General features: G+C 66.9%; 30 protein-coding genes and 4 tRNA genes. All 34 read left to right on the plus strand.

The features are described from left to right. Positions 1 to 141 precede the first annotated feature (141 nt). The 34 genes from AB7F93_RS03330 (at position 142) to rplF (ending at position 25,631) form a co-directional block, all read left to right on the plus strand. Positions 142 to 226: transfer RNA gene (locus tag AB7F93_RS03330), tRNA-Tyr, on the plus strand. Positions 227 to 287: 61 nt separating this feature from the next. Continuing rightward, a tRNA-Gly gene (locus AB7F93_RS03335) sits at positions 288 to 361 on the plus strand. Positions 362 to 381: 20 nt separating this feature from the next. Continuing rightward, positions 382 to 457 (plus strand) — tRNA-Thr (locus AB7F93_RS03340). A 57-nt stretch (positions 458 to 514) separates the two neighbouring features. Beyond that, a complete protein-coding gene (gene tuf / locus AB7F93_RS03345; protein WP_428301469.1) occupies positions 515 to 1,705 on the plus strand; it encodes an elongation factor Tu in 1,191 nt (396 codons plus the stop codon). 39 nt (positions 1,706 to 1,744) lie between these two features. Then, positions 1,745 to 1,820: transfer RNA gene (locus AB7F93_RS03350), tRNA-Trp, on the plus strand. A 44-nt stretch (positions 1,821 to 1,864) separates the two neighbouring features. Continuing rightward, on the plus strand, positions 1,865 to 2,245 hold the full coding sequence (secE, locus tag AB7F93_RS03355) for a preprotein translocase subunit SecE (protein WP_428301470.1): 381 nt from the start codon (positions 1,865 to 1,867) through the stop codon (positions 2,243 to 2,245). Between the two features lie 3 nt (positions 2,246 to 2,248). Further along, positions 2,249 to 2,782, plus strand: a complete 534-nt coding sequence (gene nusG, locus AB7F93_RS03360) for a transcription termination/antitermination protein NusG (protein WP_428301471.1) — start codon at positions 2,249 to 2,251, stop codon at positions 2,780 to 2,782. A 66-nt stretch (positions 2,783 to 2,848) separates the two neighbouring features. Continuing rightward, positions 2,849 to 3,280, plus strand: a complete 432-nt coding sequence (gene rplK, locus AB7F93_RS03365; protein ID WP_428301472.1) for a 50S ribosomal protein L11 — start codon at positions 2,849 to 2,851, stop codon at positions 3,278 to 3,280. 1 nt (position 3,281) lies between these two features. Next, entirely contained in the window at positions 3,282 to 3,974 is a 693-nt protein-coding gene (gene rplA / locus AB7F93_RS03370; protein ID WP_428301473.1) for a 50S ribosomal protein L1, read from the plus strand. Positions 3,975 to 4,021: 47 nt separating this feature from the next. Next, entirely contained in the window at positions 4,022 to 4,546 is a 525-nt protein-coding gene (gene rplJ / locus AB7F93_RS03375) for a 50S ribosomal protein L10 (protein WP_428301474.1), read from the plus strand. Positions 4,547 to 4,612: 66 nt separating this feature from the next. Continuing rightward, a complete protein-coding gene (rplL, locus tag AB7F93_RS03380; protein WP_428301475.1) occupies positions 4,613 to 4,990 on the plus strand; it encodes a 50S ribosomal protein L7/L12 in 378 nt (125 codons plus the stop codon). Positions 4,991 to 5,250: 260 nt separating this feature from the next. Beyond that, positions 5,251 to 9,327, plus strand: a complete 4,077-nt coding sequence (rpoB, locus tag AB7F93_RS03385; RefSeq protein WP_428301476.1) for a DNA-directed RNA polymerase subunit beta — start codon at positions 5,251 to 5,253, stop codon at positions 9,325 to 9,327. A 48-nt stretch (positions 9,328 to 9,375) separates the two neighbouring features. Continuing rightward, positions 9,376 to 13,584, plus strand: a complete 4,209-nt coding sequence (gene rpoC, locus AB7F93_RS03390; protein WP_428301477.1) for a DNA-directed RNA polymerase subunit beta' — start codon at positions 9,376 to 9,378, stop codon at positions 13,582 to 13,584. A gap of 226 nt (positions 13,585 to 13,810) precedes the next feature. Beyond that, positions 13,811 to 14,185, plus strand: a complete 375-nt coding sequence (gene rpsL / locus AB7F93_RS03395; protein WP_428301478.1) for a 30S ribosomal protein S12 — start codon at positions 13,811 to 13,813, stop codon at positions 14,183 to 14,185. 61 nt (positions 14,186 to 14,246) lie between these two features. Continuing rightward, positions 14,247 to 14,717, plus strand: coding sequence for a 30S ribosomal protein S7 (rpsG, locus tag AB7F93_RS03400; protein WP_428301479.1), 471 nt, complete (start codon positions 14,247 to 14,249; stop codon positions 14,715 to 14,717). Positions 14,718 to 14,756: 39 nt separating this feature from the next. Next, positions 14,757 to 16,841, plus strand: a complete 2,085-nt coding sequence (fusA, locus tag AB7F93_RS03405; protein WP_428301480.1) for an elongation factor G — start codon at positions 14,757 to 14,759, stop codon at positions 16,839 to 16,841. A 39-nt stretch (positions 16,842 to 16,880) separates the two neighbouring features. Beyond that, positions 16,881 to 18,071: an elongation factor Tu gene (tuf, locus tag AB7F93_RS03410; protein WP_428301469.1), complete on the plus strand. Its 1,191-nt coding sequence runs from the start codon at positions 16,881 to 16,883 to the stop codon at positions 18,069 to 18,071. A 5-nt stretch (positions 18,072 to 18,076) separates the two neighbouring features. Continuing rightward, a complete protein-coding gene (gene rpsJ / locus AB7F93_RS03415) occupies positions 18,077 to 18,388 on the plus strand; it encodes a 30S ribosomal protein S10 (RefSeq protein ID WP_290616701.1) in 312 nt (103 codons plus the stop codon). An 82-nt stretch (positions 18,389 to 18,470) separates the two neighbouring features. Next, a complete protein-coding gene (gene rplC, locus AB7F93_RS03420; protein ID WP_428301481.1) occupies positions 18,471 to 19,121 on the plus strand; it encodes a 50S ribosomal protein L3 in 651 nt (216 codons plus the stop codon). A gap of 1 nt (position 19,122) precedes the next feature. After that, positions 19,123 to 19,743, plus strand: coding sequence for a 50S ribosomal protein L4 (gene rplD, locus AB7F93_RS03425; RefSeq protein WP_428301482.1), 621 nt, complete (start codon positions 19,123 to 19,125; stop codon positions 19,741 to 19,743). Further along, a complete protein-coding gene (rplW, locus tag AB7F93_RS03430; RefSeq protein WP_428301483.1) occupies positions 19,740 to 20,024 on the plus strand; it encodes a 50S ribosomal protein L23 in 285 nt (94 codons plus the stop codon). The genes rplD and rplW overlap by 4 nt, the downstream gene beginning before the upstream one ends. 29 nt (positions 20,025 to 20,053) lie before the next feature. Next, complete coding sequence (gene rplB / locus AB7F93_RS03435) at positions 20,054 to 20,881, plus strand: 50S ribosomal protein L2 (protein WP_428301484.1); 828 nt, start codon at positions 20,054 to 20,056, stop codon at positions 20,879 to 20,881. Positions 20,882 to 20,902: 21 nt separating this feature from the next. Then, positions 20,903 to 21,169, plus strand: coding sequence for a 30S ribosomal protein S19 (rpsS, locus tag AB7F93_RS03440; RefSeq protein ID WP_428301485.1), 267 nt, complete (start codon positions 20,903 to 20,905; stop codon positions 21,167 to 21,169). A gap of 7 nt (positions 21,170 to 21,176) precedes the next feature. Continuing rightward, positions 21,177 to 21,524, plus strand: coding sequence for a 50S ribosomal protein L22 (gene rplV / locus AB7F93_RS03445; RefSeq protein ID WP_428301486.1), 348 nt, complete (start codon positions 21,177 to 21,179; stop codon positions 21,522 to 21,524). Between the two features lie 3 nt (positions 21,525 to 21,527). After that, on the plus strand, positions 21,528 to 22,187 hold the full coding sequence (rpsC, locus tag AB7F93_RS03450; protein WP_428301487.1) for a 30S ribosomal protein S3: 660 nt from the start codon (positions 21,528 to 21,530) through the stop codon (positions 22,185 to 22,187). Between the two features lie 17 nt (positions 22,188 to 22,204). Continuing rightward, positions 22,205 to 22,621 (plus strand): 50S ribosomal protein L16, encoded by a 417-nt coding sequence (gene rplP / locus AB7F93_RS03455; RefSeq protein WP_428301488.1) that lies wholly within the window; start codon positions 22,205 to 22,207, stop codon positions 22,619 to 22,621. A gap of 2 nt (positions 22,622 to 22,623) precedes the next feature. Continuing rightward, the gene (gene rpmC, locus AB7F93_RS03460) at positions 22,624 to 22,818 is read left to right on the plus strand and encodes a 50S ribosomal protein L29 (protein WP_428301489.1); all 195 of its coding nucleotides are present in this window, start codon (positions 22,624 to 22,626) and stop codon (positions 22,816 to 22,818) included. Then, complete coding sequence (gene rpsQ / locus AB7F93_RS03465) at positions 22,815 to 23,078, plus strand: 30S ribosomal protein S17 (protein WP_428301490.1); 264 nt, start codon at positions 22,815 to 22,817, stop codon at positions 23,076 to 23,078. The genes rpmC and rpsQ overlap by 4 nt, the downstream gene beginning before the upstream one ends. Positions 23,079 to 23,103: 25 nt before the next feature. Then, a complete protein-coding gene (gene rplN / locus AB7F93_RS03470; RefSeq protein WP_428301491.1) occupies positions 23,104 to 23,472 on the plus strand; it encodes a 50S ribosomal protein L14 in 369 nt (122 codons plus the stop codon). Between the two features lie 10 nt (positions 23,473 to 23,482). Further along, on the plus strand, positions 23,483 to 23,797 hold the full coding sequence (rplX, locus tag AB7F93_RS03475; protein ID WP_428301492.1) for a 50S ribosomal protein L24: 315 nt from the start codon (positions 23,483 to 23,485) through the stop codon (positions 23,795 to 23,797). 15 nt (positions 23,798 to 23,812) lie between these two features. After that, on the plus strand, positions 23,813 to 24,352 hold the full coding sequence (gene rplE, locus AB7F93_RS03480) for a 50S ribosomal protein L5 (protein ID WP_428301661.1): 540 nt from the start codon (positions 23,813 to 23,815) through the stop codon (positions 24,350 to 24,352). Positions 24,353 to 24,365: 13 nt separating this feature from the next. Further along, a complete protein-coding gene (gene rpsN, locus AB7F93_RS03485; protein ID WP_428301493.1) occupies positions 24,366 to 24,671 on the plus strand; it encodes a 30S ribosomal protein S14 in 306 nt (101 codons plus the stop codon). A 15-nt stretch (positions 24,672 to 24,686) separates the two neighbouring features. After that, on the plus strand, positions 24,687 to 25,082 hold the full coding sequence (rpsH, locus tag AB7F93_RS03490; RefSeq protein ID WP_428301494.1) for a 30S ribosomal protein S8: 396 nt from the start codon (positions 24,687 to 24,689) through the stop codon (positions 25,080 to 25,082). A gap of 12 nt (positions 25,083 to 25,094) precedes the next feature. After that, positions 25,095 to 25,631, plus strand: a complete 537-nt coding sequence (rplF, locus tag AB7F93_RS03495; protein ID WP_428301495.1) for a 50S ribosomal protein L6 — start codon at positions 25,095 to 25,097, stop codon at positions 25,629 to 25,631. Positions 25,632 to 25,654 lie beyond the last annotated feature (23 nt).

Below are 25,654 nucleotides of genomic sequence, written 5' to 3' on the forward strand. Positions count from 1 at the left end.
TTCCCTTCACCCGCTCCACTTTTTCGGCCTGCGTCGCGCTCGGCTGCCCCCCGTGGTCGCGCCGGGGTGTGCGGTCGACGCCGGCTTGTCCCCGTTGACGCCGCTGCCGTTGGTCAAGATAATGCGCGGCTCTTTACCCTGGGAGGGGTTCCCGAGCGGTCAAAGGGATCAGACTGTAAATCTGACGGCTCAGCCTTCGGAGGTTCGAATCCTCCCCCCTCCACCATTTGGATTGTCCCGTGAGTGGCTGTTTTGACGGCGATTTTCGGCGCCGGTGAGGTGCCGGTGCGGGTGTAGTTCAATGGTAGAACTTCAGCCTTCCAAGCTGATAGCGTGGGTTCGATTCCCATCACCCGCTCCATTGTTATCGGGGACGAACGCGCTCACGTAGCTCAGTCGGTAGAGCACTTCCTTGGTAAGGAAGAGGTCGCTGGTTCGATTCCAGTCGTGAGCACCAGTTGGTTTTTCAGCGCCGCAGGGTCGGCATCCGTTCAAGTCCAGACGAGGTTAGGGCATGTCCAAGGCCAAATTTGAGCGCACCAAGCCGCACGTGAACGTGGGGACGATTGGTCACGTGGATCATGGGAAGACGACGCTGACGGCGGCGCTGACCAAGATCGGCGCGGAGCGGTTCGGGGGCGAGTTCAAGGCCTACGACCAGATCGACAACGCGCCGGAAGAGCGTGCCCGCGGCATCACCATTGCGACCGCGCACGTCGAGTACGAGTCGACGGCCCGCCACTACGCGCACGTCGACTGCCCCGGCCACGCCGACTACGTGAAGAACATGATCACCGGTGCGGCGCAGATGGACGGCGCCATCCTGGTGGTGTCGGCGGCGGATGGCCCGATGCCGCAGACCCGCGAGCACATCCTGCTGGCGCGGCAGGTCGGCGTGCCGTACATCGTCGTGTTCCTGAACAAGGCCGACATGGTCGACGACCCCGAGCTGCTCGAACTGGTCGAAATGGAAGTGCGCGAGCTGCTGAGCCAGTACGGCTTCCCGGGCGACGACACCCCGATCATCACCGGCAGTGCACTGAAGGCCCTTGAAGGCGACCAGAGCGACATCGGCGTGCCGGCCATCCTAAAACTGGTGGACGCGCTCGACAGCTACATCCCGCAGCCGGAGCGCGCCATCGACGGCGCCTTCCTGATGCCGGTCGAGGACGTGTTCTCCATCTCCGGCCGCGGCACCGTCGTGACCGGTCGTGTCGAGCGCGGCATCGTCAAGGTGGGTGATGAAATCGAGATCGTCGGCATGCGCCCGACCGTCAAGACCACCTGCACCGGTGTTGAAATGTTCCGCAAGCTGCTGGACCAGGGCCAGGCGGGCGACAACGTCGGCGTGCTGCTGCGCGGCACCAAGCGGGACGAGGTCGAGCGCGGGCAGGTGCTGTGCAAGCCGGGTTCCATCACCCCGCACACCAAGTTCGAGGCCGAGGTGTACGTGCTGTCGAAGGAAGAGGGCGGCCGTCACACCCCGTTCTTCAAGGGCTACCGCCCGCAGTTCTACTTCCGCACCACGGACGTGACCGGCAGCTGCGAGCTGCCGGCCGGCACCGAGATGGTGATGCCGGGTGACAACGTCAACCTGCAGGTGTCGCTGATCACGCCGATCGCGATGGACGACGGCCTGCGCTTCGCCATCCGCGAAGGCGGCCGCACCGTCGGTGCCGGCGTGGTCGTCAAGGTGATCGAGTAAGGTTAGGCCGACAGCGGCACGCCGGGGGTTGCAGGGTACAGGCCAGTAGCTCAATCGGTAGAGCGGCGGTCTCCAAAACCGCAGGTTGGGGGTTCGATTCCCTCCTGGCCTGCCATTCCCGGCTCAGGTTTGAAGCAAGGCTTTTGTAAGGCTCACGAAATGGCAGTCAATGCGCCGGTCGCCAAGCAAGGCTTTGCGGATCGATTGAAGCTGGCCCTGGCCGGGGCGGTGCTGGTAGCCGGCATTGCCGGCTTTTACGTCTTGTCGGACCAGGCGCAGGTGGTGCGCGTGGTGGCCGTGCTGGCGGGGGTGCTGTTGGCGCTGCTGATCGGCGCGCGCAGCGGCCCCGGAATGCAGCTTTGGGGTTTCTTGAAGGATTCGCGCGCCGAGCTTCGGCGCGTGGTGTGGCCGACGCGCCGCGAGACGCTGCAGACCACCGGTGTGGTGTTTGCAGCGGCGGTGGTGGTTGGCCTCATGCTGTGGTTTTTTGACTGGCTGATCAACCTCGCGATCGGCGGCTTCATGGGTCTTGGAGGCTGATCGATGGCCATGCGCTGGTACGTGGTGCACGCCTACTCGGGTTACGAGAAGACCGTGCAGCGCACGCTGAAGGAGCGGGTCGCGCGCGCCGGTCTCGAAGACCGCTTCGGCGACATCCTGGTCCCGACCGAGGAAGTGGTCGAGATGAAGGACGGCCAGAAGCGGTCCAGCGAGCGCAAGTTCTTCCCCGGCTACGTGCTGGTGCAGATGGAGATGGACGAGGAGACCTGGCATCTGGTGCGCAGCGTGCCGCGGGTGCTCGGTTTCATCGGCGGCACCGCCGACAAGCCGGCGCCTATCACCGAGCGCGAGGCCGACGAGATCCTCAACCGCGTGCGCGAGGGCCAGGACAAGCCGCGCCCGAAGGTGCTGTTCGAGGTGGGCGAGATGGTGCGCGTGGCCGATGGCCCGTTCAACGATTTCAACGGTGTGGTGGAACACGTCAACTACGAGAAGAACCGATTGAACGTATCGGTCATGATTTTCGGCCGCTCCACCCCGGTCGAACTGGATTTCTCCCAGGTCGAGAAAGCCTAGCCGCCCGCCTTGCGGGACGGCAGCGGGGAGCCGAGAGGCGTTTGACCCGTCAACTGGACATTTGAGATGGCAAAGAAAGTCACGGCATACATCAAGCTGCAGGTGAAGGCCGGTCAGGCCAACCCGAGCCCGCCGGTCGGCCCGGCGCTCGGTCAGCGCGGCGTGAACATCATGGAGTTCTGCAAGGCGTTCAACGCCGACACGGCCTCCCTGGAGCCCGGCCTGCCGGTGCCGGTGGTGATCACGGTCTACGAGGACCGCAGCTTCACCTTCATCAAGAAGACGACCCCGGCGTCCGTGCTGCTGCGCAAGGCGGCGGGCATCGGCAAGGGCAGCTCGAACCCCAACACCACCAAGGTGGGATCGGTGACGCGCGCGCAGCTCGAAGAAATCGTGCGCGCCAAGGAGCCTGATCTGACGGCGGCGGATCTCGAAGCGGCGCTGCGCACCATTGCCGGCAGCGCGCGCAGCATGGGCCTCAACGTGGAGGGCGTCTGACATGGCGACCAGCAAGCGACGTCGTGACATCGACGCGCGCCTCGCCGGGCGCCGTCTGTTGCCGCTGGGCGATGCCCTCGGGCTGCTGAAGGAAGTGGCGACCGCCAAGTTCGACGAGTCGCTCGACGTGGCGCTGAACCTCGGCGTCGACCCGCGCAAGTCGGACCAGGTGGTGCGCGGCGCCACCGTGCTGCCGCACGGCACCGGCAAGAAGGCGCGCGTGGCCGTGTTCGCGCAGGGTCAGGCCGCCGAGGCCGCCACCGCGGCCGGTGCCGACGCGGTCGGCATGGAGGATCTCGCCGAGCGCATGCGCGGTGGCGACATCGACTTCAGCGTGGTGATTGCTGCGCCGGACGCCATGCGCGTGGTCGGCACGCTGGGTCAGCTGCTCGGCCCACGTGGCCTCATGCCGAACCCGAAGGTCGGTACCGTGACGCCGGACGTCGCGACCGCCGTCAACAACGCCAAGAAGGGCCAGGTGCGGTTTCGTACTGACAAGGCGGGCATCGTGCACTGCGTGATCGGGCGGGCGTCGTTCACGGTCGAGGCGCTGCAGGAGAACCTCGCGGCGGTGCTGGCCGACGTGCACAAGCTCAAGCCCGCGACGTCCAAGGGCACCTACCTGCGCAAGGTGACGGTGTCGTCGACCATGGGCCCTGGCCTGTCGGTTGATCTCACGAGTCTCGGCCAGTAAGCCGGCTCGTTGCCGTCAACATTGGCAGTCAACAAAGGAATCTGGCCGTGGCGAGCATTCTCGAAACAAAACAGGCAATCGTGAGCGAAGTGGCCGCCGTGGCGGCCAACGCGCCGGTGCTGGTGGGACTTGAACTGAGCGGCCTCACGGTCGCCCAGGTGACCGGCCTGCGGCGCGAAGCGCGCAAGGCGGATGTGTATCTGAAGGTGGTCAAGAACACCCTGCTGCGGCGGGCGGTCGAGGGCACCGGCTTCGAGTGCGTGCGCGAGGCGGCCCGCGGGCCGCTGATGGTGGCCTTCTCGCGGGGCGAGCCCGGCGCGGCGGCGCGCATGGTGCGCGACTTCCGGAAGGCCAACCCGAAGACGGAAGTGCGTCTGGTGGCGGTGGCCGGCCGGCTGCTGCGTCCGGAGGACCTCGACGCGGTGGCCAAGCTGCCGACCCGTGACGAGGCCATCGCCCAGTTGATGGGCGTCATGCAGGCGCCGATCGCCAAGTTCGTGCGCACGCTGGCGGCGCCGCACAGCAAGCTGGTACGCACGGTGGCGGCGGTACGCGACCAGAAGCAGGGCTGAAGCCGCGGCGGACATTCGCTGCGCATTTCTTAACTTTTTTAGTTTTCGTTCCCAGGAGTCAGGACCATGGCGGTTTCCAAAGAAGAAATTCTCGACGCGATTTCCAACATGACAGTGATGGAGATCGTCGACCTCATCGGCATGATGGAAGAGAAGTTCGGTGTCAGCGCGGCCGCCTTCGCGGCGGCGCCGGTGGCGGTGGCGGCGGAAGCCGGCCCGGCTGCCGAGGAGCGCACCGAGTTCGACGTCGTCATGTCGAGCTTCGGCGACAACAAGGTCAACGTCATCAAGGTGGTGCGCGGCCTGACCGGGCTGGGCCTGAAGGAAGCCAAGGACCTGGTGGAGGCCGTGCCGGCCACCATCAAGACCGGCGTGCCGAAGGCCGAGGCCGAGTCGGTGGTGAAGGAGCTGACCGAAGCCGGCGCGACTGCCGAGGTCAAGTAATCCTCGCCACGCTGCGCCCGGCCGGGTTTCCGGTCGGGTGCTTCGTGCCGCTGGCCAACGGTCGCTCGCCGACCGGGGTCAGCCGCAAGCCAAGGGAAGACCCCAGGCGCGCGTGGCCGGCTTCGATGGTCGGCTGGAACGCGTCGGGGTCTTCTTTTGTCTGATTTTTTGGCCGCTTTGCGTGCTGGCGGCCGGCTGCGCGTGACGTTGCCGGGCCCGCTGACGAGCGACATCTGAACGGTTCCTGGGGGCTGCGATCCATGGCTTACTCATTCGCCGAGAAAAAGCGTATCCGCAAGAATTTCGGCCGCCGGCCGGAAGTGCTGGAAGTGCCGAACCTGCTGCAGATGCAGCTCGATTCGTACCGGCGCTTCCTGCAAACGGACGTGCCCGCGGAGCGGCGCGAGGACGTCGGCCTGCAGGCGGCGTTCCGCTCGGTGTTCCCGATCCAGTCCAGCACCGGCGCGGCGGCGCTCGAATTCGTCGAATACCGCCTGGGTCGCTCCCCGTTCGACGTGCTCGACTGCCAGGTGCGCGGCATGACCTACGCGGCGCCGCTGCGCGCCCGGGTGCGCCTGGCCATCTACGACAAGGCCGGCAAGAACCGCGTGGTCAAGGACGTGCGCGAGCAGGAGGTCTACATGGGGGAAATCCCCCTGATGACCGACACCGGCACCTTCGTGATCAACGGCACCGAGCGCGTCATCGTCTCCCAGCTGCACCGCTCGCCGGGGGTGTTCTACACGCACGACAAGGGCAAGACGCACTCGTCGGGCAAGGTGCTGTTCTCGGCGCGCATCATTCCCTACCGCGGCTCCTGGCTCGACTTTGAGTTCGACCCGAAGGACCTCGTTTACGTGCGCATCGACCGCCGGCGCAAGATTCCGGCCACGGTGCTGCTGCGGGCGCTCAATTACAGCGTCGAGGACATCCTCGGCATGTTCTTCGAGACCGACACGCTGCGTCTGTCGGGCGACGAGATCACGCTTGATGTAGTCCCCGAGCGCATGCGCAACCAGCTGGTCACGTTCGACATCTTGGATGCCAAGGGCAAGGTCATCGTGTCCGCCGGCAAGCGCATCTCGGCGCGCCAGGCGAAGCAGCTCGAAACCGCCGGCACGCGCGAGCTGACCGTGCCGGCCGACTACGTGCACGGCAAGGTGCTGGCCAAGGCCGTGGTGGACGCCGGCAGCGGCGAGATTCTGGCCGAGGCCAACGCCGTCATAGACGCGCCGCTGCTGGACAAGCTGCGCGCGGCCGGTGTGCGTGAGCTGTCGGTGCTGTACGTGAACGACGTCGACCGTGGCGCCTACATCTCGGACACGCTGCGCGTGGATCACACCACCGGCCGGCAGGACGCGCTGGTCGAGATCTATCACATCATGCGCCCGGGCGAGCCGCCGACGCGCGATGCCGCCGACACGCTGTTCAACAACCTGTTCTTCAGCAGCGAGCTGTACGACCTGTCCGCGGTCGGCCGCATGAAGTTCAACCGCGGCGTCGGCCGCAGCGAGATCACCGGCGCCGGCGTGCTGTCGCCGGACGACATCGTGGCGGTGCTCAAGCGCCTCATCGACATCAAGAACGGCGACGGCACCGTCGACGACGGCGACCACCTCGGCAACCGCCGCGTGCGCTGCGTGGGCGAGATGATCGAGAACCAGTTCCGCATCGGCCTCGTGCGTGTCGACCGGGCGGTGCGCGAGCGACTGTCGTTCGCCGAGTCCGAAGGCCTGATGCCGCAGGACCTGATCAACGCGAAGCCCGTGTCGGCGGTCATCAAGGAGTTCTTCGGCTCCTCGCAGCTGTCGCAGTTCATGGACCAGGTGAACCCGCTGTCGGAGGTCACCCACAAGCGGCGCATCTCGGCGCTGGGTCCGGGCGGCCTCACGCGCGAGCGCGCCGGCTTCGAGGTGCGCGACGTGCACGCCACGCACTACGGGCGCGTGTGCCCCATCGAGACGCCGGAAGGCCCGAACATCGGTCTGATCAACTCGCTGGCCGTGTTCGCGCGCGCCAACGAGTACGGCTTCCTCGAAACGCCGTACCGGGTGGTGCGCGACGGTCTGGTGACCGACGAGGTGGTCTACATGTCGGCGCTTGACGAGCCCGAGTACGTGATCGCGCAGGCAAGCACCCGCGTGGACGCCAAGGGACGCCTGGTCGACGACCTGATCTCCTGCCGCCACGAGAACGAGTTCACCATGACCACCCCGGAGCGGGTGCAGTACATGGACGTGTCGCCGCGGCAGATCGTGTCCGTGGCCGCCTCGCTGATTCCGTTCCTTGAGCACGACGACGCCAACCGCGCGCTGATGGGCTCGAACATGCAGCGTCAGGCCGTGCCGACGCTGCGCGCCGACAAGCCGCTGGTCGGCACCGGCATGGAGCGCACCGTGGCGAGCGACTCCGGCACCGCCGTGGTGGCGCTGCGCGGCGGCGTGGTGGAGTCGGTGGACGCCGGGCGCGTGGTGGTGCGCGCCAACGACGACGAGGCCGGCGCCGGCGCGTCGGGCGTCGACATCTACAACCTCACCAAGTACACGCGCTCGAACCAGAACACCTGCATCAACCAGCGCCCGCGCGTGGCGGCCGGCGACCGCATCGAGCGCGGCGACGTGCTGGCGGACGGCTCGTCCACCGACATCGGAGAACTGGCACTCGGCCAGAACGTGCTGGTCGCGTTCATGCCGTGGAGCGGCTACAACTTCGAGGACTCGATCATCATCTCCGAGCGGGTGGTGCAGGAAGACCGCTTCACCACCATCCACATCCAGGAACTGACCTGCGTGTCGCGCGACACGAAGCTCGGGCCAGAGGAAATCACCGCCGACATCCCGAACGTGGGCGAGGCGGCGCTGGCCAACCTCGATGAGTCCGGCATCATCGCCATCGGCGCCCAGGTGCGCCCGGGCGACATCCTGGTCGGCAAGGTCACGCCCAAGGGCGAGACCCAGATGACGCCGGAAGAAAAGCTGCTGCGGGCGATCTTCGGCGAGAAGGCGTCCGACGTGAAGGACACCTCGCTGCGCGTGTCGGCCGGCGTGGTCGGCACCGTCATCGACGTGCACGTGTTCACGCGCGAGGGCGTTGCCAAGGACGAGCGCACCCGGGCCATCGAGGCGGACGCGCTGGCGCGCGTCAAGAAGGATTTCGACGACCAGTTCCGCATCACGGCCGACGACGCCTACGCGCGCATCGAGCGCGTGCTGGTCGGCAAGGAAGCCCAGGTCGGCCCGAACAAGCTGAAGGCCGGCACCGCCATCACGGCCGAGTACCTGGCCGGCCTGCCGCGCGAGAAGTGGGCCGACATCGGCCTGAAGGACGCCGACGCGGCGGCGCAGGTGGAGCGCATCCTCGAACAGCTGGCGCGCAAGCGCAAGGAGTTCGACGAGCTGCAGGACGAGAAGCGCAAGACGCTGACCACCTGCGAGGAGCTGCCGCCCGGCGTGCTGAAGATGGTCAAGGTGTTCGTGGCGCAGAAGCGCCGCGTGCAGCCCGGCGACAAGATGGCCGGCCGCCACGGCAACAAGGGTGTGATCTCCGTGATCGTGCCCGCCGAGGACATGCCGTACATGGCCGATGGCACGCCGGTCGACGTGATCCTGAACCCGCTCGGCGTGCCGTCGCGCATGAACGTGGGCCAGGTGCTGGAAACGCACCTGGGCTGGGCGGCCAAGGCGCTCGGGCTCAAGATCGGCAAGGTGCTGGATGCCGGCGGCAAGCCGAAGGAACTGCGCAGCGTGCTGCACGGCATCTACAACGAGTCCGAGGGTGCCGGCGTTGACCTGGCGGCCTTCAACGATGCCGAGGTCACGGAGCTCGCGCAGAACCTGCGCGGCGGCGTGCCGATGGCAACGCCGGTGTTCGACGGCGCCCGCGAGGCCGACATCAAGGCCATGCTGCGCCTGGCGGGCCTGCCGGAAAGCGGCCAGACCACGCTGTACGACGGGCGCACGGGCGATGCCTTCGACCGGCAGGTGACGGTCGGCTACATGTACATGCTGAAGCTGAACCACCTCGTCGACGACAAGATGCACGCCCGCTCCACCGGCCCGTACAGCCTGGTCACGCAGCAGCCGCTCGGCGGCAAGGCGCAGTTCGGCGGCCAGCGCTTCGGCGAAATGGAAGTGTGGGCGCTTGAAGCCTACGGTGCCGCCTACACGCTGCAGGAAATGCTGACCGTGAAGTCCGACGACGTGAACGGTCGTACCAAGATGTACAAGAACATCGTGGACGGCGACTACCGCATCGAGGCCGGCATGCCGGAATCGTTCAACGTGCTGGTGCGGGAAATCCGGTCGCTCGGCATCGACATCGAACTCGAGCGCGAATAAGGCAGTACCGAACTGCGGTTTTCGGTCACCTGAAGCGGGGATACGATCGTGAAAGAATTTCTGAACCTGATGAAGCAGACCACCGGCATCGATGATTTCGAGGCCTTCGGTATCGGTCTGGCGTCGCCGGAGAAGATCCGCTCCTGGTCGTGGGGCGAGGTCAAGAAGCCGGAAACCATCAACTACCGCACCTTCAAGCCCGAGCGCGACGGCCTGTTCTGCGCCAAGATTTTCGGGCCCATCAAGGACTACGAGTGCCTGTGCGGCAAGTACAAGCGCCTGAAGCACCGCGGTGTGATCTGCGAGAAGTGCGGCGTCGAGGTGACGCTGACCAAGACCCGCCGCGAGCGCATGGGCCACATCGAGCTGGCGAGCCCGGTCGCGCACATCTGGTTCCTGAAGTCGCTGCCGTCGCGCATGGGCATGGCGCTCGACATGGGCCTGTCCGAAATCGAACGCGTGCTGTACTTCGAGGCCTACGTGGTGGTCGACCCCGGCATGACGCCGCTCGAACGCGGCAAGCTCATGACCGATCAGGAGTACTACGAGGCGCGCGAGCAGCACGGTGACGAGTTCGACGCCCGCATGGGCGCCGAGGCGGTGCTGGCGCTGCTGAAGGCGCTCGACCTGCCGGCCGAGACGCTGCGCCTGCGGGAAGAAATCGCCAGCACCGGCTCCGAGACCAAGCACAAGAAGCTGGTCAAGCGCCTGAAGCTGCTGGAGTCGTTCGAGGAGTCCGGCAACCGTCCCGAGTGGATGGTGCTGACCGTGCTGCCGGTGCTGCCACCGGAACTGCGCCCGCTGGTGCCGCTCGACGGTGGCCGGTTCGCGACGTCGGATCTCAATGACCTGTACCGGCGCGTCATCAACCGCAACAACCGCCTGAAGCGCCTGCTGGACCTGAACGCGCCCGAGATCATCGTGCGCAACGAAAAGCGCATGCTGCAGGAGTCGGTCGACGCGCTGCTCGACAACGGCCGTCGCGGTCGTGCCATCACCGGCACCAACAAGCGGCCGCTTAAGTCGCTCGCCGACATGATCAAGGGCAAGCAGGGCCGCTTCCGGCAGAACCTGCTCGGCAAGCGCGTCGACTACTCGGGCCGTTCGGTCATCGTGGTCGGCCCGCAGCTGAAGCTGCACCAGTGCGGCCTGCCGAAGAAGATGGCGCTCGAACTGTTCAAGCCGTTCGTGTTCGGCAAGCTCGAACGCCGCGGCCTGGCCACCACCATCAAGGCCGCCAAGAAGCTGGTCGAGAAGGGCGGCCCGGAAGTGTGGGACCTGCTGGAAGAGGTCATCCGCGAGCACCCGGTGCTGCTGAACCGCGCCCCGACGCTGCATCGTCTGGGCATCCAGGCGTTCGAGCCGGTGCTGGTGGAAGGCAAGGCCATCCAGCTGCACCCGCTGGTGTGCACCGCGTTCAACGCCGACTTCGACGGCGACCAGATGGCCGTGCACGTGCCGCTGTCGCTCGAAGCCCAGCTCGAAGCGCGCGCGCTGATGATGTCCACCAACAACATCCTGTCGCCGGCCAACGGTGACCCGGTCATCGTGCCGACGCAGGACGTGGTGCTGGGCCTTTATTACATGTCGCGCGATCGCATCAACGCCCGCGGCGAAGGCCGCGTGTTCGCGGACCCCGCCGAGGCCAAGCGCGCGTACGACGCCGGCACCGCGGAGCTGCACGCGCGCATCCGGGTGCGCATCACCGACGCGCCGTTCGGCGCCGACGGGCAGCCCGAAACCCGCACGCGTCTGCTCGAAACCACCATCGGCCGCGCCATCCTGTCGCAGCTGCTGCCGCCCGGCATGCCGTTCGAGCTGGTCAACCGGCCGCTCGACAAGAAGGTCATCTCGCGCCTCATCAACGACTGCTACCGCAAGGTGGGCCTGAAGGCCACGGTGGTGTTCGCCGACCAGCTCATGTACACGGGCTACCAGTACGCGAGCCGCTCGGGGGCGTCGATCTGCGTCGACGACATGGTCACGCCGGACGAGAAGACCGACATCATTGCCCGCGCCGAAGGCGAGGTGAAGGAAATCGCCGAGCAGTACGTGTCGGGTCTGGTGACCGACGGCGAGCGCTACAACAAGGTGGTCGACATCTGGTCGCACGCCAACGAGCAGGTGGCCGCCGCCATGATGGCGAAGCTCGGCCAGGAGTCGGTGGTCGACCGCGCCGGCAACACCGTGAGCCAGCCGTCGTTCAACTCCATCTACATCATGGCCGACTCGGGCGCCCGCGGCAGCGCGGCGCAGATTCGCCAGCTGGCCGGCATGCGCGGCCTGATGGCGAAGCCCGACGGCTCGATCATCGAGACGCCCATCACGGCGAATTTCCGTGAGGGCCTGAACGTTATCCAGTACTTCATCTCGACCCACGGCGCGCGCAAGGGTCTCGCCGACACGGCGCTCAAGACCGCCAACTCGGGCTACCTCACCCGCCGCCTGGTGGACGTGGCGCAGGACCTGGTCATCACCGAGGAGGACTGCGGCACCGAGGACGGCGTGCATCTGGGCGCCGTGCTGGCGGGTGGCGACGTGATCGAGCCGCTGCGCGACCGCATCCTCGGTCGCACGGCGGCGCAGGACGTGCTGCTGCCGGGCTCGGACGACGTGCTGGTCGAGGCCGGCACGCTGCTCACCGAAGAGGTGGTCGCGCAGATCGAGCAGGCCGGTGTCGACGCCGTCAAGGTGCGCTCGGTCATCACCTGCGAGACGCGCTTTGGCGTGTGCTCCAAGTGCTACGGGCGCGATCTGGCGCGCGGGCACCGGGTCAACATCGGCGAGGCGGTGGGCGTCATCGCCGCACAGTCGATCGGCGAGCCCGGCACGCAGCTGACGATGCGCACCTTCCACATCGGCGGCGCGGTGTCGCGTCAGGTGGAAGCGGCCAGCATCGAGGTCCGCACCCGCGGCAGCATTCGTCTTGACAACGTCAAGGTGGTCACGCAGGCCAGCGGCAACCGCGTGTCGGTGTCGCGCTCGGGCGAACTGGTGGTCATCGACGAGCACGGCCGCGAGCGCGAGCGCCACAAGCTGCCGTACGGCGCCGTGGTGACCACCGGCGACGACGACCGGGTCGACGCGGGTCAGGTGGTCGCCACCTGGGATCCGCATACCCACCCGATCATCGCCGAGGTGGCGGGCTTCGCGCAGCTGAGCGACGTCGAGGAAGGCGTCACCACGGTCAGCGAGGTGGACGAGGCGACGGGTCTGTCCAACATCGTGGTGACTGACGCCAAGCAGCGCGGCGCCGTCGGGCGCGACCTGCGCCCGATGGTGAAGCTGGTCGATGCCTCCGGCAAGGATCAGATGCTGCCGGGCACCGATATCCCTGCGCGTTACTTCCTGCCGGCCGGCGCCATCATCACCGCCGTCAAGGGCGCCGAGATCGGCGTCGGCGAGGTGCTGGCGCGTATCCCGCAGGAAACCTCCAAGACGCGCGACATCACGGGCGGCTTGCCGCGCGTGGCCGACCTGTTCGAGGCGCGGCGGCCGAAGGACCCGGCCATCATGGCCGAGCAGACCGGCATCGTGTCCTTCGGCAAGGAGACCAAGGGCAAGCAGCGCCTGATCATCACCGACGATCAGGGCCAGCAGCACGAGTACCTGATTCCGAAGTACCACCACATCACGGTGTTCGAGGGCGAGCACGTGAGCCGGGGCGAGCAGATTGCCGACGGCGCCCCGGTGCCGCACGACATCCTGCGCCTGCTGGGCGTCGAGGAGCTGACGCGCTACATCGTCAACGAGGTGCAGGAGGTCTACCGCCTGCAGGGCGTGAAGATCAACGACAAGCACATCGAAGTGATCGTGCGCCAGATGCTGCGCCGGGTGGAGATCGCCGACGCCGGGGACTCGAAGTTCCTCAAGGGCGAGCAGGCCGAGCGCGGCGCGGTGGCGGAAGCCAATGCCGCTCTCGTGGCCCAGGGCAAGCAGCCGGCGCGGTACGAGCCGGTGCTGCTGGGCATCACCAAGGCGTCGCTGGCCACCGAGTCGTTCATCTCGGCGGCGTCGTTCCAGGAGACGACGCGCGTGCTCACCGAGGCGGCCGTCAACGGCAAGCGCGACGACCTGCGGGGCCTGAAGGAGAACGTCATCGTTGGACGGCTCATTCCGGCCGGCACCGGCTTCGCTTACCACGAGCAGCGTCGGCGCGGCCCGCAGAGCGAGCTGGAGCAGTTCGCCGAGCTGTGGAACCAGACCGAGGCCGATGCCGAGGGTGCCGCCCAGGAGCAGCAGGCCGCAGCGCCGTAAGGCGGGCGGTTGGCGCGCTCGGTCGCCTCGTCAGGCGCCCGCGCGCGCTGTCTGAGGACGCCGTGCGTCGGCTGTGGCGAGCCGAGCCCACGGCTGACAAAAAACGACGAAATGACGGCCTTTCCGGGTTGACAGTGCCCGGGGCCATCCCTAGAATTCCGCTCCCCTGACAGGCCGGGGCTCCACGCCCCGCCTGTCAATTTATTTTTGCGACCAGGAATTTTCCATGGCGACGATGAATCAGCTGGTCCGCAAGCCGCGGGTACAGCCGCGCAAGAAGTCCGCGGTCCCGGCGCTCGAAGCCTGCCCGCAGAAGCGTGGCGTGTGCACCCGCGTCTACACCACCACGCCGAAGAAGCCGAACTCGGCGCTGCGCAAGGTGGCGCGCGTGCGCCTGACCAACGGCTTTGAGGTCACCACCTACATCGGCGGTGAGGGCCACAACCTGCAGGAGCACTCGGTGGTGCTGATCCGCGGCGGCCGCGTCAAGGACCTGCCCGGCGTGCGCTACCACACGGTGCGCGGCACGCTCGACACCACGGGTGTGAAGGATCGTCGCCAGGGCCGTTCCAAGTACGGCGCCAAGCGGCCGAAGAGCTGATCGATTTGCCGAGCCCCGGCCCGCGCCGGGTGAGCTTTCCTGACTTGCCAGAGATTCGCCCATGTCGAGACGACGAGTACCAGCCAAGCGCGACATCCTGCCGGACCCCAAGTTCGGCGACAAGGTATTGGCCAAGCTGATCAACGTGATCATGGATGACGGCAAGAAGTCGGTCGCCGAGGCGATCGTCTACGGCGCGCTCGACCGTCTGGGCGAGAAATCCGGCGCCGACCCGCTGGACAAGGTGCGTCAGGCGCTGACCAACATCGGCCCGCTGGTCGAGGTGAAGTCCCGCCGCGTCGGCGGCGCCAACTACCAGGTGCCGACCGAGGTGCGTCCGTCCCGGCAGCAGGCGCTCGCCATGCGCTGGCTGATCGACGCCGCCCGCAAGCGCGGCGAGAAGTCGATGGCGCTGCGCCTGGCCGGCGAGATCGGCGACGCCGCCGAGAACCGCGGCGCGGCGGTCAAGAAGCGCGAAGACACGCACCGCATGGCGGAGGCCAACAAGGCCTTCTCGCACTACCGCTGGTAAGCAGCGGTTCACGTTCCAGACCCGACAGAGTATCCAGTCGTGCGCACCACCCCGATCGAGCGTTACCGCAATATCGGCATCATGGCCCACATTGATGCCGGCAAGACGACCACCACGGAACGCATCCTTTTCTATACCGGCGTGTCGCACAAGATGGGCGAGGTGCACGACGGCGCCGCGACCATGGACTGGATGGAGCAGGAGCAGGAGCGCGGCATCACCATCACGTCTGCGGCCACCACCTGCTTCTGGCAGGGCATGGACAAGCAGTTCCCGCAGCACCGCATCAACATCATCGACACGCCCGGCCACGTGGACTTCACCATTGAAGTCGAGCGCTCGCTGCGCGTGCTGGACGGCGCAGTCGCCGTGTTCTGCTCGGTCGGCGGCGTCGAGCCGCAGTCGGAGACCGTGTGGCGCCAGGCCAACAAGTACGGCGTGCCGCGTCTGGCGTTCGTGAACAAGATGGACCGCGCCGGCGCCAACTTCCTGCGCGTGGTCGAGCAGGTCAAGACCCGCCTTGGCGCGAACCCGGTTCCGATCCAGCTGCCGATCGGTGCGGAAGAGAACTTCGAGGGTGTGGTCGACCTGATCGGCATGCGCGCCATTTACTGGGACGACGCCACGCAGGGCATGAGCTACGAGCCGCGGGCGATCCCGGACGCCATGAAGGCCGCCTGCGAGTCCTACCGCGAAAAGATGGTGGAAGCCGCCGCCGAGGCCGACGAGGAGCTGATGGAGCTCTACCTCGAACAGGGCGAGCTGTCGGACGAACAGATTCGCCGCGGCCTGCGTACGCGCGTGCTGCGCGGCGAGATCGTGCCGATGCTGTGCGGCTCCGCGTTCAAGAACAAGGGCGTCCAGGCCATGCTGGACGCCGTGGTCGAGCTGATGCCCTCGCCCGTCGACAAGCCGCCGGTGCGCGGCACCGACGAGCGCGAACAGGAAGACAGCCGCAAGGCCGAGGACGAGGCGCCGTTCTCCGCGCTGGCGTTCAAGATCGCGACCGACCCCTTCGTCGGCACGCTCACGTTCTTCCGCGTCTACTCGGGCGTGCTCAGCTCCGGCGACAGCGTCTACAACCCGGTCAAGAGCAAGCGCGAGCGCATCGGCCGCATCCTGCAGATGCACGCCAACACGCGCGAAGAGATCAAGGAAGTGCGCGCCGGCGACATCGCCGCCGCGGTGGGTCTGAAGGACGTCACCACGGGCGACACGCTGTGCAGCGAGAAGTCCGTGATCACGCTGGAGCGCATGGAGTTCCCGGAGCCGGTGATCTCGGTGGCCGTGGAGCCGAAGACCAAGAGCGACCAGGAAAAGATGGGCATCGCGCTCCAGAAGCTGGCGCAGGAAGACCCGTCGTTCCGCGTGCGTACCGACGAGGAGTCCGGCCAGACCATCATCTCCGGCATGGGTGAGCTGCACCTTGAAATCATCGTCGACCGCATGCGGCGCGAGTTCAAGGTCGAGGCCAACGTCGGCGCCCCGCAGGTGGCCTACCGCGAAACCATCCGCAAGGCGGTGGAGCAGGAAGGCCGCTTCGTGCGCCAGACCGGTGGCCGCGGCCAGTTCGGTCACGTGTGGCTGCGCATCGAGCCGCGCGAGGCGGGCTTGGGCTACCAGTTCGAGAACGGCATCGTCGGCGGCGTGGTACCGCGCGAGTACATTCCGGCCGTCGACAAGGGTATTCAGGAGGCGCTCGGCAACGGCATCCAGGCCGGCTACCCGGTGGTGGACGTCAAGGTCACGCTGTTCGACGGTTCGTACCACGACGTCGACTCGAACGAAATGGCGTTCAAGATCGCCGGTTCCATGGCCTTCAAGGAAGGCGCCCGCAAGGCGAGCCCGGTGCTGCTCGAACCGATCATGAAGGTCGAGGTCGTGACGCCCGAGGACTACATGGGCGACGTGGTCGGCGACCTCAACCGCCGGCGCGGCATGATCCAGGGCATGGACGACTCGCCGGCCGGCAAGCTGGTGCGCGCCGAGGTGCCGCTGGCCGAGATGTTCGGCTACGCCACGGACCTGCGCTCGGCCACCCAGGGTCGCGCCACGTATTCGATGGAATTCAGCAAGTATCTGGAGGCGCCGAGCAGCGTCGCCCAGAAGGTTATCAACCAATAACGCCCGTCCGACGGGTCCGACAAGCAAAGGGTTTGAGTCATGTCCAAGGCCAAATTTGAGCGCACCAAGCCGCACGTGAACGTGGGGACGATTGGTCACGTGGATCACGGGAAGACGACGCTGACGGCGGCGCTGACCAAGATCGGCGCGGAGCGGTTCGGGGGCGAGTTCAAGGCCTACGACCAGATCGACAACGCGCCGGAAGAGCGTGCCCGCGGCATCACCATTGCGACCGCGCACGTCGAGTACGAGTCGACGGCCCGCCACTACGCGCACGTCGACTGCCCCGGCCACGCCGACTACGTGAAGAACATGATCACCGGTGCGGCGCAGATGGACGGCGCCATCCTGGTGGTGTCGGCGGCGGATGGCCCGATGCCGCAGACCCGCGAGCACATCCTGCTGGCGCGGCAGGTCGGCGTGCCGTACATCGTCGTGTTCCTGAACAAGGCCGACATGGTCGACGACCCCGAGCTGCTCGAACTGGTCGAAATGGAAGTGCGCGAGCTGCTGAGCCAGTACGGCTTCCCGGGCGACGACACCCCGATCATCACCGGCAGTGCACTGAAGGCCCTTGAAGGCGACCAGAGCGACATCGGCGTGCCGGCCATCCTAAAACTGGTGGACGCGCTCGACAGCTACATCCCGCAGCCGGAGCGCGCCATCGACGGCGCCTTCCTGATGCCGGTCGAGGACGTGTTCTCCATCTCCGGCCGCGGCACCGTCGTGACCGGTCGTGTCGAGCGCGGCATCGTCAAGGTGGGTGATGAAATCGAGATCGTCGGCATGCGCCCGACCGTCAAGACCACCTGCACCGGTGTTGAAATGTTCCGCAAGCTGCTGGACCAGGGCCAGGCGGGCGACAACGTCGGCGTGCTGCTGCGCGGCACCAAGCGGGACGAGGTCGAGCGCGGGCAGGTGCTGTGCAAGCCGGGTTCCATCACCCCGCACACCAAGTTCGAGGCCGAGGTGTACGTGCTGTCGAAGGAAGAGGGCGGCCGTCACACCCCGTTCTTCAAGGGCTACCGCCCGCAGTTCTACTTCCGCACCACGGACGTGACCGGCAGCTGCGAGCTGCCGGCCGGCACCGAGATGGTGATGCCGGGTGACAACGTCAACCTGCAGGTGTCGCTGATCACGCCGATCGCGATGGACGACGGCCTGCGCTTCGCCATCCGCGAAGGCGGCCGCACCGTCGGTGCCGGCGTGGTCGTCAAGGTGATCGAGTAAACATCATGGCCGGACAGAAAATCCGCATTCGATTGAAGTCCTTCTCGCACCAGCTGATCGACAAGTCAGCCCGCGAGATCGTCGACACCGCCAAGCGCACCGGTTCGCGCGTGCACGGGCCGATTCCGCTGCCGGTGAAGATCGAGCGCTTCACGCTGCTGCGCTCGCCGCACAAGGACAAGGACTCGCGCGACCAGTTCGAGATCCGCACCCACAAGCGGCTGATGGACATCATCGACCCGACCGACAAGACGGTCGACGCGCTGATGAATCTTGACCTGGCCGCCGGCGTGGACGTGCACATCAAGCTCAGTTGAGTTGACCGTAAGTCCGCGGGTGTGGGGTGCGCCAGTCACCACCGAGACCCGCGGCACCGATAACAGAGAAGGGAACCTGGCAATGGCCATTGGTTTGGTAGGCCGCAAATGCGGCATGACACGCATTTTCACGGCGGAAGGCGCCGGCGTGCCGGTTACCGTCATCGACGTGTCCGGCAACCGCGTGGTGCAGGTACGCACGCCGGACGTCGACGGCTACAGCGCCGTGCAGGTGACGCGCGGCAGCAAGCGCGCGGCGCTGGTGGACAAGGCGCTCGCCGGCCACTACGCGAAGGCCGGCGTCGAGCCGGGTGAGAGCCTCACCGAGTTTCGTCTGGGCGAAGGCGCCGGCGAGTTCGCCGTGGGCGACACGCTGGGCGTCGATCAGTTCGAGGCCGGCCAGAAGGTGTCCGTCACCGGCGTGACGCGCGGTCGCGGCTTCACCGGCACCGTGCGCCGCTGGGGCTTTGGCGGCGGCGATGCCACGCACGGCAACTCGCTGTCGCACCGCGCGCCGGGCTCGATCGGTCAGAACCAGACCCCGGGCCGCGTGTTCCCGGGCAAGAAGATGGCCGGCCACTACGGCAACGCCCAGCGCACGCAGATCAACCTGGAAGTGGTGCGCGTGGACGCCGAGCGCGGCCTGCTGCTGGTCAAGGGCGCCGTGCCCGGCCCGCAGGGTGGCGAGCTGGTGGTGCGTCCCGTGGTGAAGGTCAAGAAGGCGGGAGCGTGACATGGAAATGCCAGTAACCGCAGTCACCGGCACCGGCGGCAACATCGAGCTTGCCGACACCGTGTTCGACCGGCCCTTCAACGAGGGCCTGGTGCACCAGATGGTGGTGGCCTTCATGGCCAACGCCCGTCAGGCAGACGCCAAGCAGAAGACCCGGCGCGAAGTGCGTGGCGGCGGTCGCAAGCCCTGGAAGCAGAAGGGCAGCGGCCGCGCGCGCGCCGGCAGCATCCGCAGCCCGCTCTGGCGTGGGGGTGGCAAGGTGTTCCCGGCCGGCGGCGAGAATTACTCGCAAAAACTCAACAAGAAGATGTACCGCGCCGGCATGCGCAGCATTTTCTCCGAGCTGCGTCGCCTCGGCCGGTTGCAGCTGGTGGACGGCTTCGGGCTCGATAGCCTCAAGACGCGCGACCTCGTGAGCCGCCTGTCACAGCTCGACCTGCAAACCGGGCATTTGCTGCTGGTGGTCGACGAGCTGTCGGTGGAGCTCGCGCTCGCGTCGCGGAACCTGGTCGGCGTCGAAGCCTGCGAAGTGCAGGACCTGAACCCGCTGGCGCTGGTGTGGGCCGAGCGCGTGGTGATGACGGCCGACGCGGCGCGCGCGGTCGAGGAGTGGCTGCAGTGAACGAAGCGAAACTTTTTGACATCATCCGCGCCCCGCACATCTCCGAAAAGAGCACGCGGGTCGCCGAGAAGAACCGCCAGATCGTGTTCCGCGTGGCGCTTACCGCCAGCAAGGACGAGATCCGGGCCGCCGTCGAGCACGCCTTCTCGGTGAAGGTCGAGGCCGTGCGCACGCTGCGCGTGAAGGGCAAGACCAAGCGCAACGGCCGCCGTCAGGACTGGAAGAAGAGCTACGTGACGTTGGCTCCAGGCCACGACATCGACTTCACCGGGGTCGCGTAAGGCGCACCCCAGGATCGCTGGATAAGCACATGGCAGTCGTCAAGAGAAAACCAACGTCGCCGGGCCGTCGCTTCGTCGTAAGCGTGGTCACGCCCGAGCTGCACAAGGGCGCCCCCTACGCGCCGCTGGTCGAGATCAAGCATCGCGCCGGTGGGCGCAACAGTAACGGCCGCGTGACCACCCGCCATCAGGGCGGTGGTCACAAGCAGCGTTACCGGCTGGTCGATTTCCGTCGCGACAAGGACGGCATTCCGGCCCGCGTCGAGCGCCTGGAATACGACCCGAACCGCAGCGCACACCTGGCGCTGCTGGTGTACGCCGACGGCGAGCGTCGCTACATCATCGCGCCCAAGGGTGTTTCGGCCGGTGCGGCCCTGATGTCGGGCGCGCAGGCGCCGATCGAGGCCGGCAACACGCTGCCGCTGCGCAACATTCCGGTCGGCAGCACGGTGCATTGCGTCGAGCTGAAGGTCGGCAAGGGTGCGCAGATTGCGCGCAGCGCCGGTACCTCGGTGCAGCTGCTGGCGCGCGAGGGCGACGCGGTGACGCTGCGCCTGAAGTCCGGCGAAATCCGCCGCGTGCCGGCCGACTGCCGGGCGACGCTGGGTGAGGTGGGCAACGGCGAGCATTCGCTGCGCTCGCTCGGCAAGGCCGGCGCCAAGCGCTGGCGCGGCGTGCGCCCGACCGTGCGCGGCGTTGCCATGAACCCGGTCGACCATCCGCACGGCGGCGGCGAAGGCCGCACGTCCGGCGGCCGCCACCCGGTCACCCCGTGGGGTGTGCCGACCAAGGGTTACAAGACCCGCAAGAACAAGCGCACCACCGGCCAGATCGTGCGCCGGCGCGGCGCCAAGTAAGGCAAGTACGGAGCCAACCTCGTGCCAAGATCCGTAAAGAAAGGTCCGTTCGTCGACCTGCACCTGATGCAGAAGGTGGAGCAGGCGGCCGGCAGCCGCAAACCGATCAAGACCTGGTCGCGCCGTTCCACGGTGCTGCCGGACATGATCGGCCTCACGCTCGCCGTGCACAACGGCCGCCAGCACGTGCCGGTGCTCATCAACGAGAACATGGTCGGGCACAAGCTCGGCGAGTTCGTGCCGACGCGCACGTACCGCGGCCACGTGGCCGACCGCAAGACGCGCTGAGGCCGCCATGGAAACCTTTGCACTCATGCGCAACGCGCACATCTCGGCGCAGAAGGGCCGCCTGGTCGCCGACCAGGTGCGTGGCCTTGCCGTGGACAAGGCGCTGGTGCTGCTCGCGCACAGCACCAAGAAGGCGGCGTTTCTGGTCAGGAAGGTGGTCGAGTCGGCCATCGCGAACGCCGAGCACAACAACGGCGCCGACGTGGACGAGCTGCGCATCGCCGCCATCCTGGTGGACGAGGGGCCGTCGATGAAGCGCTTCCACGCCCGGGCCCGCGGCCGCGGCAACCGCATCACCAAGCGCACCTGCCACATCAAGGTGGTCGTGAGCGACCAGAAGAAGGCCAAGGGCTAAGCCATGGGACAGAAAGTTCATCCGACCGGCATCCGCCTGGGCGTGGTCAAGGACCACAACTCGCGTTGGTATGCCCACGGTCGCACGTTCGCCGACAACCTGAACGCGGACATCGCCGTGCGGGCGCTGCTGCGCAAGCACCTGGCGCACGCGTCGGTGAGCCGCATCGAGATCGAGCGCCCGGCGCAGAACGCCCGGGTGATCATCCACACCGCGCGGCCCGGCATCGTCATCGGCAAGAAGGGCGACGACATCGAGAAGCTGCGCCGCCTGGTCGGCGAGCGGATGGGCATCCCGGTGCACATCAGCGTCGAGGAGATTCGCCGCCCGGAGCTCGACGCGTACCTCGTGGCCGAGAGCGTGGCCCAGCAGCTGGAGCGGCGCATCATGTTCCGCCGCGCCATGCGCCGGGCGGTGAGCAATGCCATGCGCCTGCACGCGCAGGGCATCCGCATCAACGTGGCCGGTCGCCTGAACGGCGCCGAGATCGCGCGCAGCGAGTGGTACCGCGAAGGCCGGGTGCCGCTGCACACCTTCAAGGCCAACATCGACTATGGCACCGCCGAAGCGAAGACGACCTACGGGATCATCGGCGTCAAGGTTTGGATCTACAAGGGTGACGGTGCGGACGGCGCGGACGGCGTCGTCGGCTCCGGCGCCTGAGGTACAGGGGAAGCACGATGTTGCAGCCTAAGCGGACCAAATTCCGCAAGCAGTTCAAGGGCCGTAATCGGGGTCTGGCCCTGGTCGGTAATGCCGTCAGCTTCGGCGAGTACGGCCTGAAGGCGGTCAGCCGCGGTCGGATTACCGCCCGCCAGATTGAGGCGGCGCGCCGCGCCATCAGCCGCCACGTGCGTCGTGGCGGCAAGATCTGGATCCGGGTGTTCCCTGATAAGCCGATCTCGAAGAAGCCGCTCGAAGTCCGCATGGGCAAGGGCAAGGGCGCCGTCGAGTACTGGGTGGCCGAGATCCAGCCCGGCAAGGTGCTGTACGAGATGGAAGGTGTGGATGAGGCGGTGGCGCGTGAGGCCATGGCGCTGGCCGCGGCCAAGCTCGCCGTGCGCACCACCTTCGTGAAGCGGGGGCTTGCGGCATGAAGATGGCCGAACTGCGCGGCAAGTCGGCCGCGGAACTGAACAAGATGCTGATTGAGCTGCACCGCGAGCACCTCAATCTGCGCGTGCAGCGCGCCACCGGGCAGCTGGCGCAGCCGGCGCGTTTTCGCGCGCTGCGGCGCGACGTGGCGCGCATCAAGACCCTTATGCAAGAACAGGCTTCGCAGGCAAGCGCATGACGCAAGAAACCCAAAGTCGCCGCACGCTGGTGGGGCGGGTGGTCAGCGACAAGATGGACAAGTCCATCAGCGTGCTGGTGGAAACCCGCGAGCAGCACCCGCTGTACAAGAAGTACCTGCGGCGCTCGAAGAAATTCCACGCGCACGATGCCGACAACGCCTGCCAGATCGGCGATCTGGTGCGGATAGAGGAGTGCCGGCCCATTTCCAAGACCAAGACCTGGCGTCTGGTCGAGGTGATCGAGCGGGTTGGTGCTTGAGCGCGGCCGGTAAGCGGAGACGGACATGATTCAGATGCAAAGCCACCTCGACGTGGCGGACAACAGCGGCGCGCGACGGGTGATGTGCATCAAGGTGCTGGGTGGCTCCAAGCGCCGCTACGCGGGCGTGGGTGACGTGATCCGCGTCAGCGTCAAGGACGCCATCCCGCGCGGCAAGGTCAAGAAGGGCGAGGTCTACCGCGCCGTGGTCGTGCGCACCGTGCACGGCGTGCGCCGCAGCGACGGCTCGAAGATCCGCTTCGACAGCAACGCCGTGGTGCTGCTGAACAACCAGGGCGCGCCGATCGGCACGCGCATCTTTGGCCCGGTGACGCGCGAGCTGCGTACCGAGCAGTTCATGCGTCTGGTGTCGCTGGCACCGGAAGTGCTCTGAGGGTTTGCCGATGCGCAAGATCAAGCGAGGCGACGAGGTCATCGTCATTACCGGTCGTGACAAGGGCAAGCGGGGCCAGGTGGTCCGCATGGCCGGCGACGACAAGGTGGTGGTCGAGGGCGTGAACGTCGTCAAGAAGCACGTCAAGCCGAACCCGATGGCCGGCCAGCAGGGCGGCATCCTCGAAAAGGAAATGCCGCTGCACATCTCGAACGTGGCCTATTTCAACAAGGCCACGCAGCGCGCCGATCGCATCGGCTTTCGCGTGCTTGAGGACGGCCGCAAGGTGCGGTTCACCAAATCCAACGGCGAGGTGGTCGACTGAGGTCGGCCGATGCACATGACCAGGCTTGAACAGCATTACAAACAGGTCGTCATGCCGCGCTTGCAGAGCGAGCTCGGCATCGACAACGTGATGGCCATTCCGCGGCTCGTGAAGATCACGCTGAACATGGGCGTGGGCGAGGCGGCGGCCGACAAGAAGGCGCTCGACGCCGCCGTCGCCGACATGACGCTGCTCAGCGGTCAGAAGCCGCTGGTGACCAAGGCCCGCAAGGCCGTGGCGAGCTTCAAGATTCGCGAAGGCTGGCCGATCGGCTGCAAGGTGACGCTGCGCCGCGACCGCATGTACGAGTTTCTCGACCGCTTCATCAGCATCGCCGCGCCGCGCATCCGTGACTTCCGTGGTTTGTCGTCGCGCGGCTTCGACGGCCGCGGCAACTACAACATGGGTCTCAGCGAGCAGATCATCTTTCCCGAGATCGACTTCGACAAGGTCGACAAGATTCGCGGGCTTGACGTGTCGATCGCAACCACCGCCGAGAACGACGAGCACGGCCGCGCGCTGCTGGCCGCCTTCAATTTCCCCTTCCGGGGCTAAAGGACACCGTATCGTGGCCAAGAAGTCTGTGATCAACCGTAACGACCGGCGCGCCGCGCTGGTGCGCAAGTACGCCGCGCGCCGCGCCGAGTTGAAGGCCGCCGCCGTCAACGTGAACCTGTCCGACGAGGAGCGCTACGCGGCGCAGCTCGCGCTGCAGAAGCTGCCGCGTGACGCGAGCCCGGTGCGCGTGGTCGAGCGCTGCAAGGCCACCGGCCGTGCGCACGGCGTGTATCGGAAGTTCGGTCTCGGGCGCAACAAGCTGCGCGAAGCGTCCATGCGCGGCGATGTGCCGGGCATGGTCAAGGCCAGCTGGTAAGGGCGGGGACACGATATGACCATCATGGACCCGATTGCCGACATGCTGACGCGGGTGCGTAACGCCCAGGCGCGTCGCTATGCGGACGTTGTCATGCCTTCGTCCACCCTCAAGGTGGCGGTGGCCGAGGTGCTCAAGAGCGAAGGCTTCATCAGCGGCTATGCCGTGGCCGACGCCGAAGGCCGGCTTGTGCTGACGGTGAGCCTCAAGTACGTCGAGGGCAAGCCCGCCATTCGCACGCTGCGCCGGGCGAGCCGCCCGGGGCTTCGCATGTACCGCGGCAAGGACGAGCTGCCGCGCGTGCTGGGCGGCTACGGCGTTGCCATCGTGTCGACCCCGCAGGGCGTGATGTCGGACCGTGCCGCGCGTCGCGCCGGCGTCGGCGGCGAAGTGCTGTGCCTGGTTTCCTGACGGATCAGTCCCATGTCTAGAGTTGCCAAGAGTCCCATCCCGCTGCCCAAGGGCGTGGAAGTCACGCTGTCGGCGCAGCAGATCCAGGTGAAAGGCGCCAAGGGCAGCCTCTCGCAGGCGCTGCACAGCGATGTCGAGGTCACCAACGAGAGCGGCACGCTGCGCATCGGCGTGCGCGAGGAAACCCCGTCGGCGTGGGCGCAGGCCGGCACGGCGCGGGCGCTGATCGCGAACATGGTCAAGGGGTGCAGCGAGGGCTTCGCGCGCACGCTGGACCTGGTCGGCGTCGGCTACCGCGTGGCGATGAAGGGCCCGGTGCTCAACATCGCGGTCGGTTACTCGCACCCGGTCGACATGCCGGTGCCGGAAGGTTTGCAGGTCGAGACGCCGACGCAGACGCAGGTGGTGGTGCGCGGCGCCGATCGCCAGCGGGTCGGGCAGTTCGCAGCGAATGTTCGGGCGGTCCGTCCGCCGGAACCGTACAAGGGCAAGGGCATCCGGTACTCCGACGAAGTCGTGGCTCGTAAAGAGACCAAGAAGAAGAAGTAACGGACGCCAGCAGCAGGTAAGCG

The sequence above is a fragment of the Immundisolibacter sp. genome (assembly GCF_050250495.1).
Lineage (GTDB): Bacteria > Pseudomonadota > Gammaproteobacteria > Immundisolibacterales > Immundisolibacteraceae > Immundisolibacter.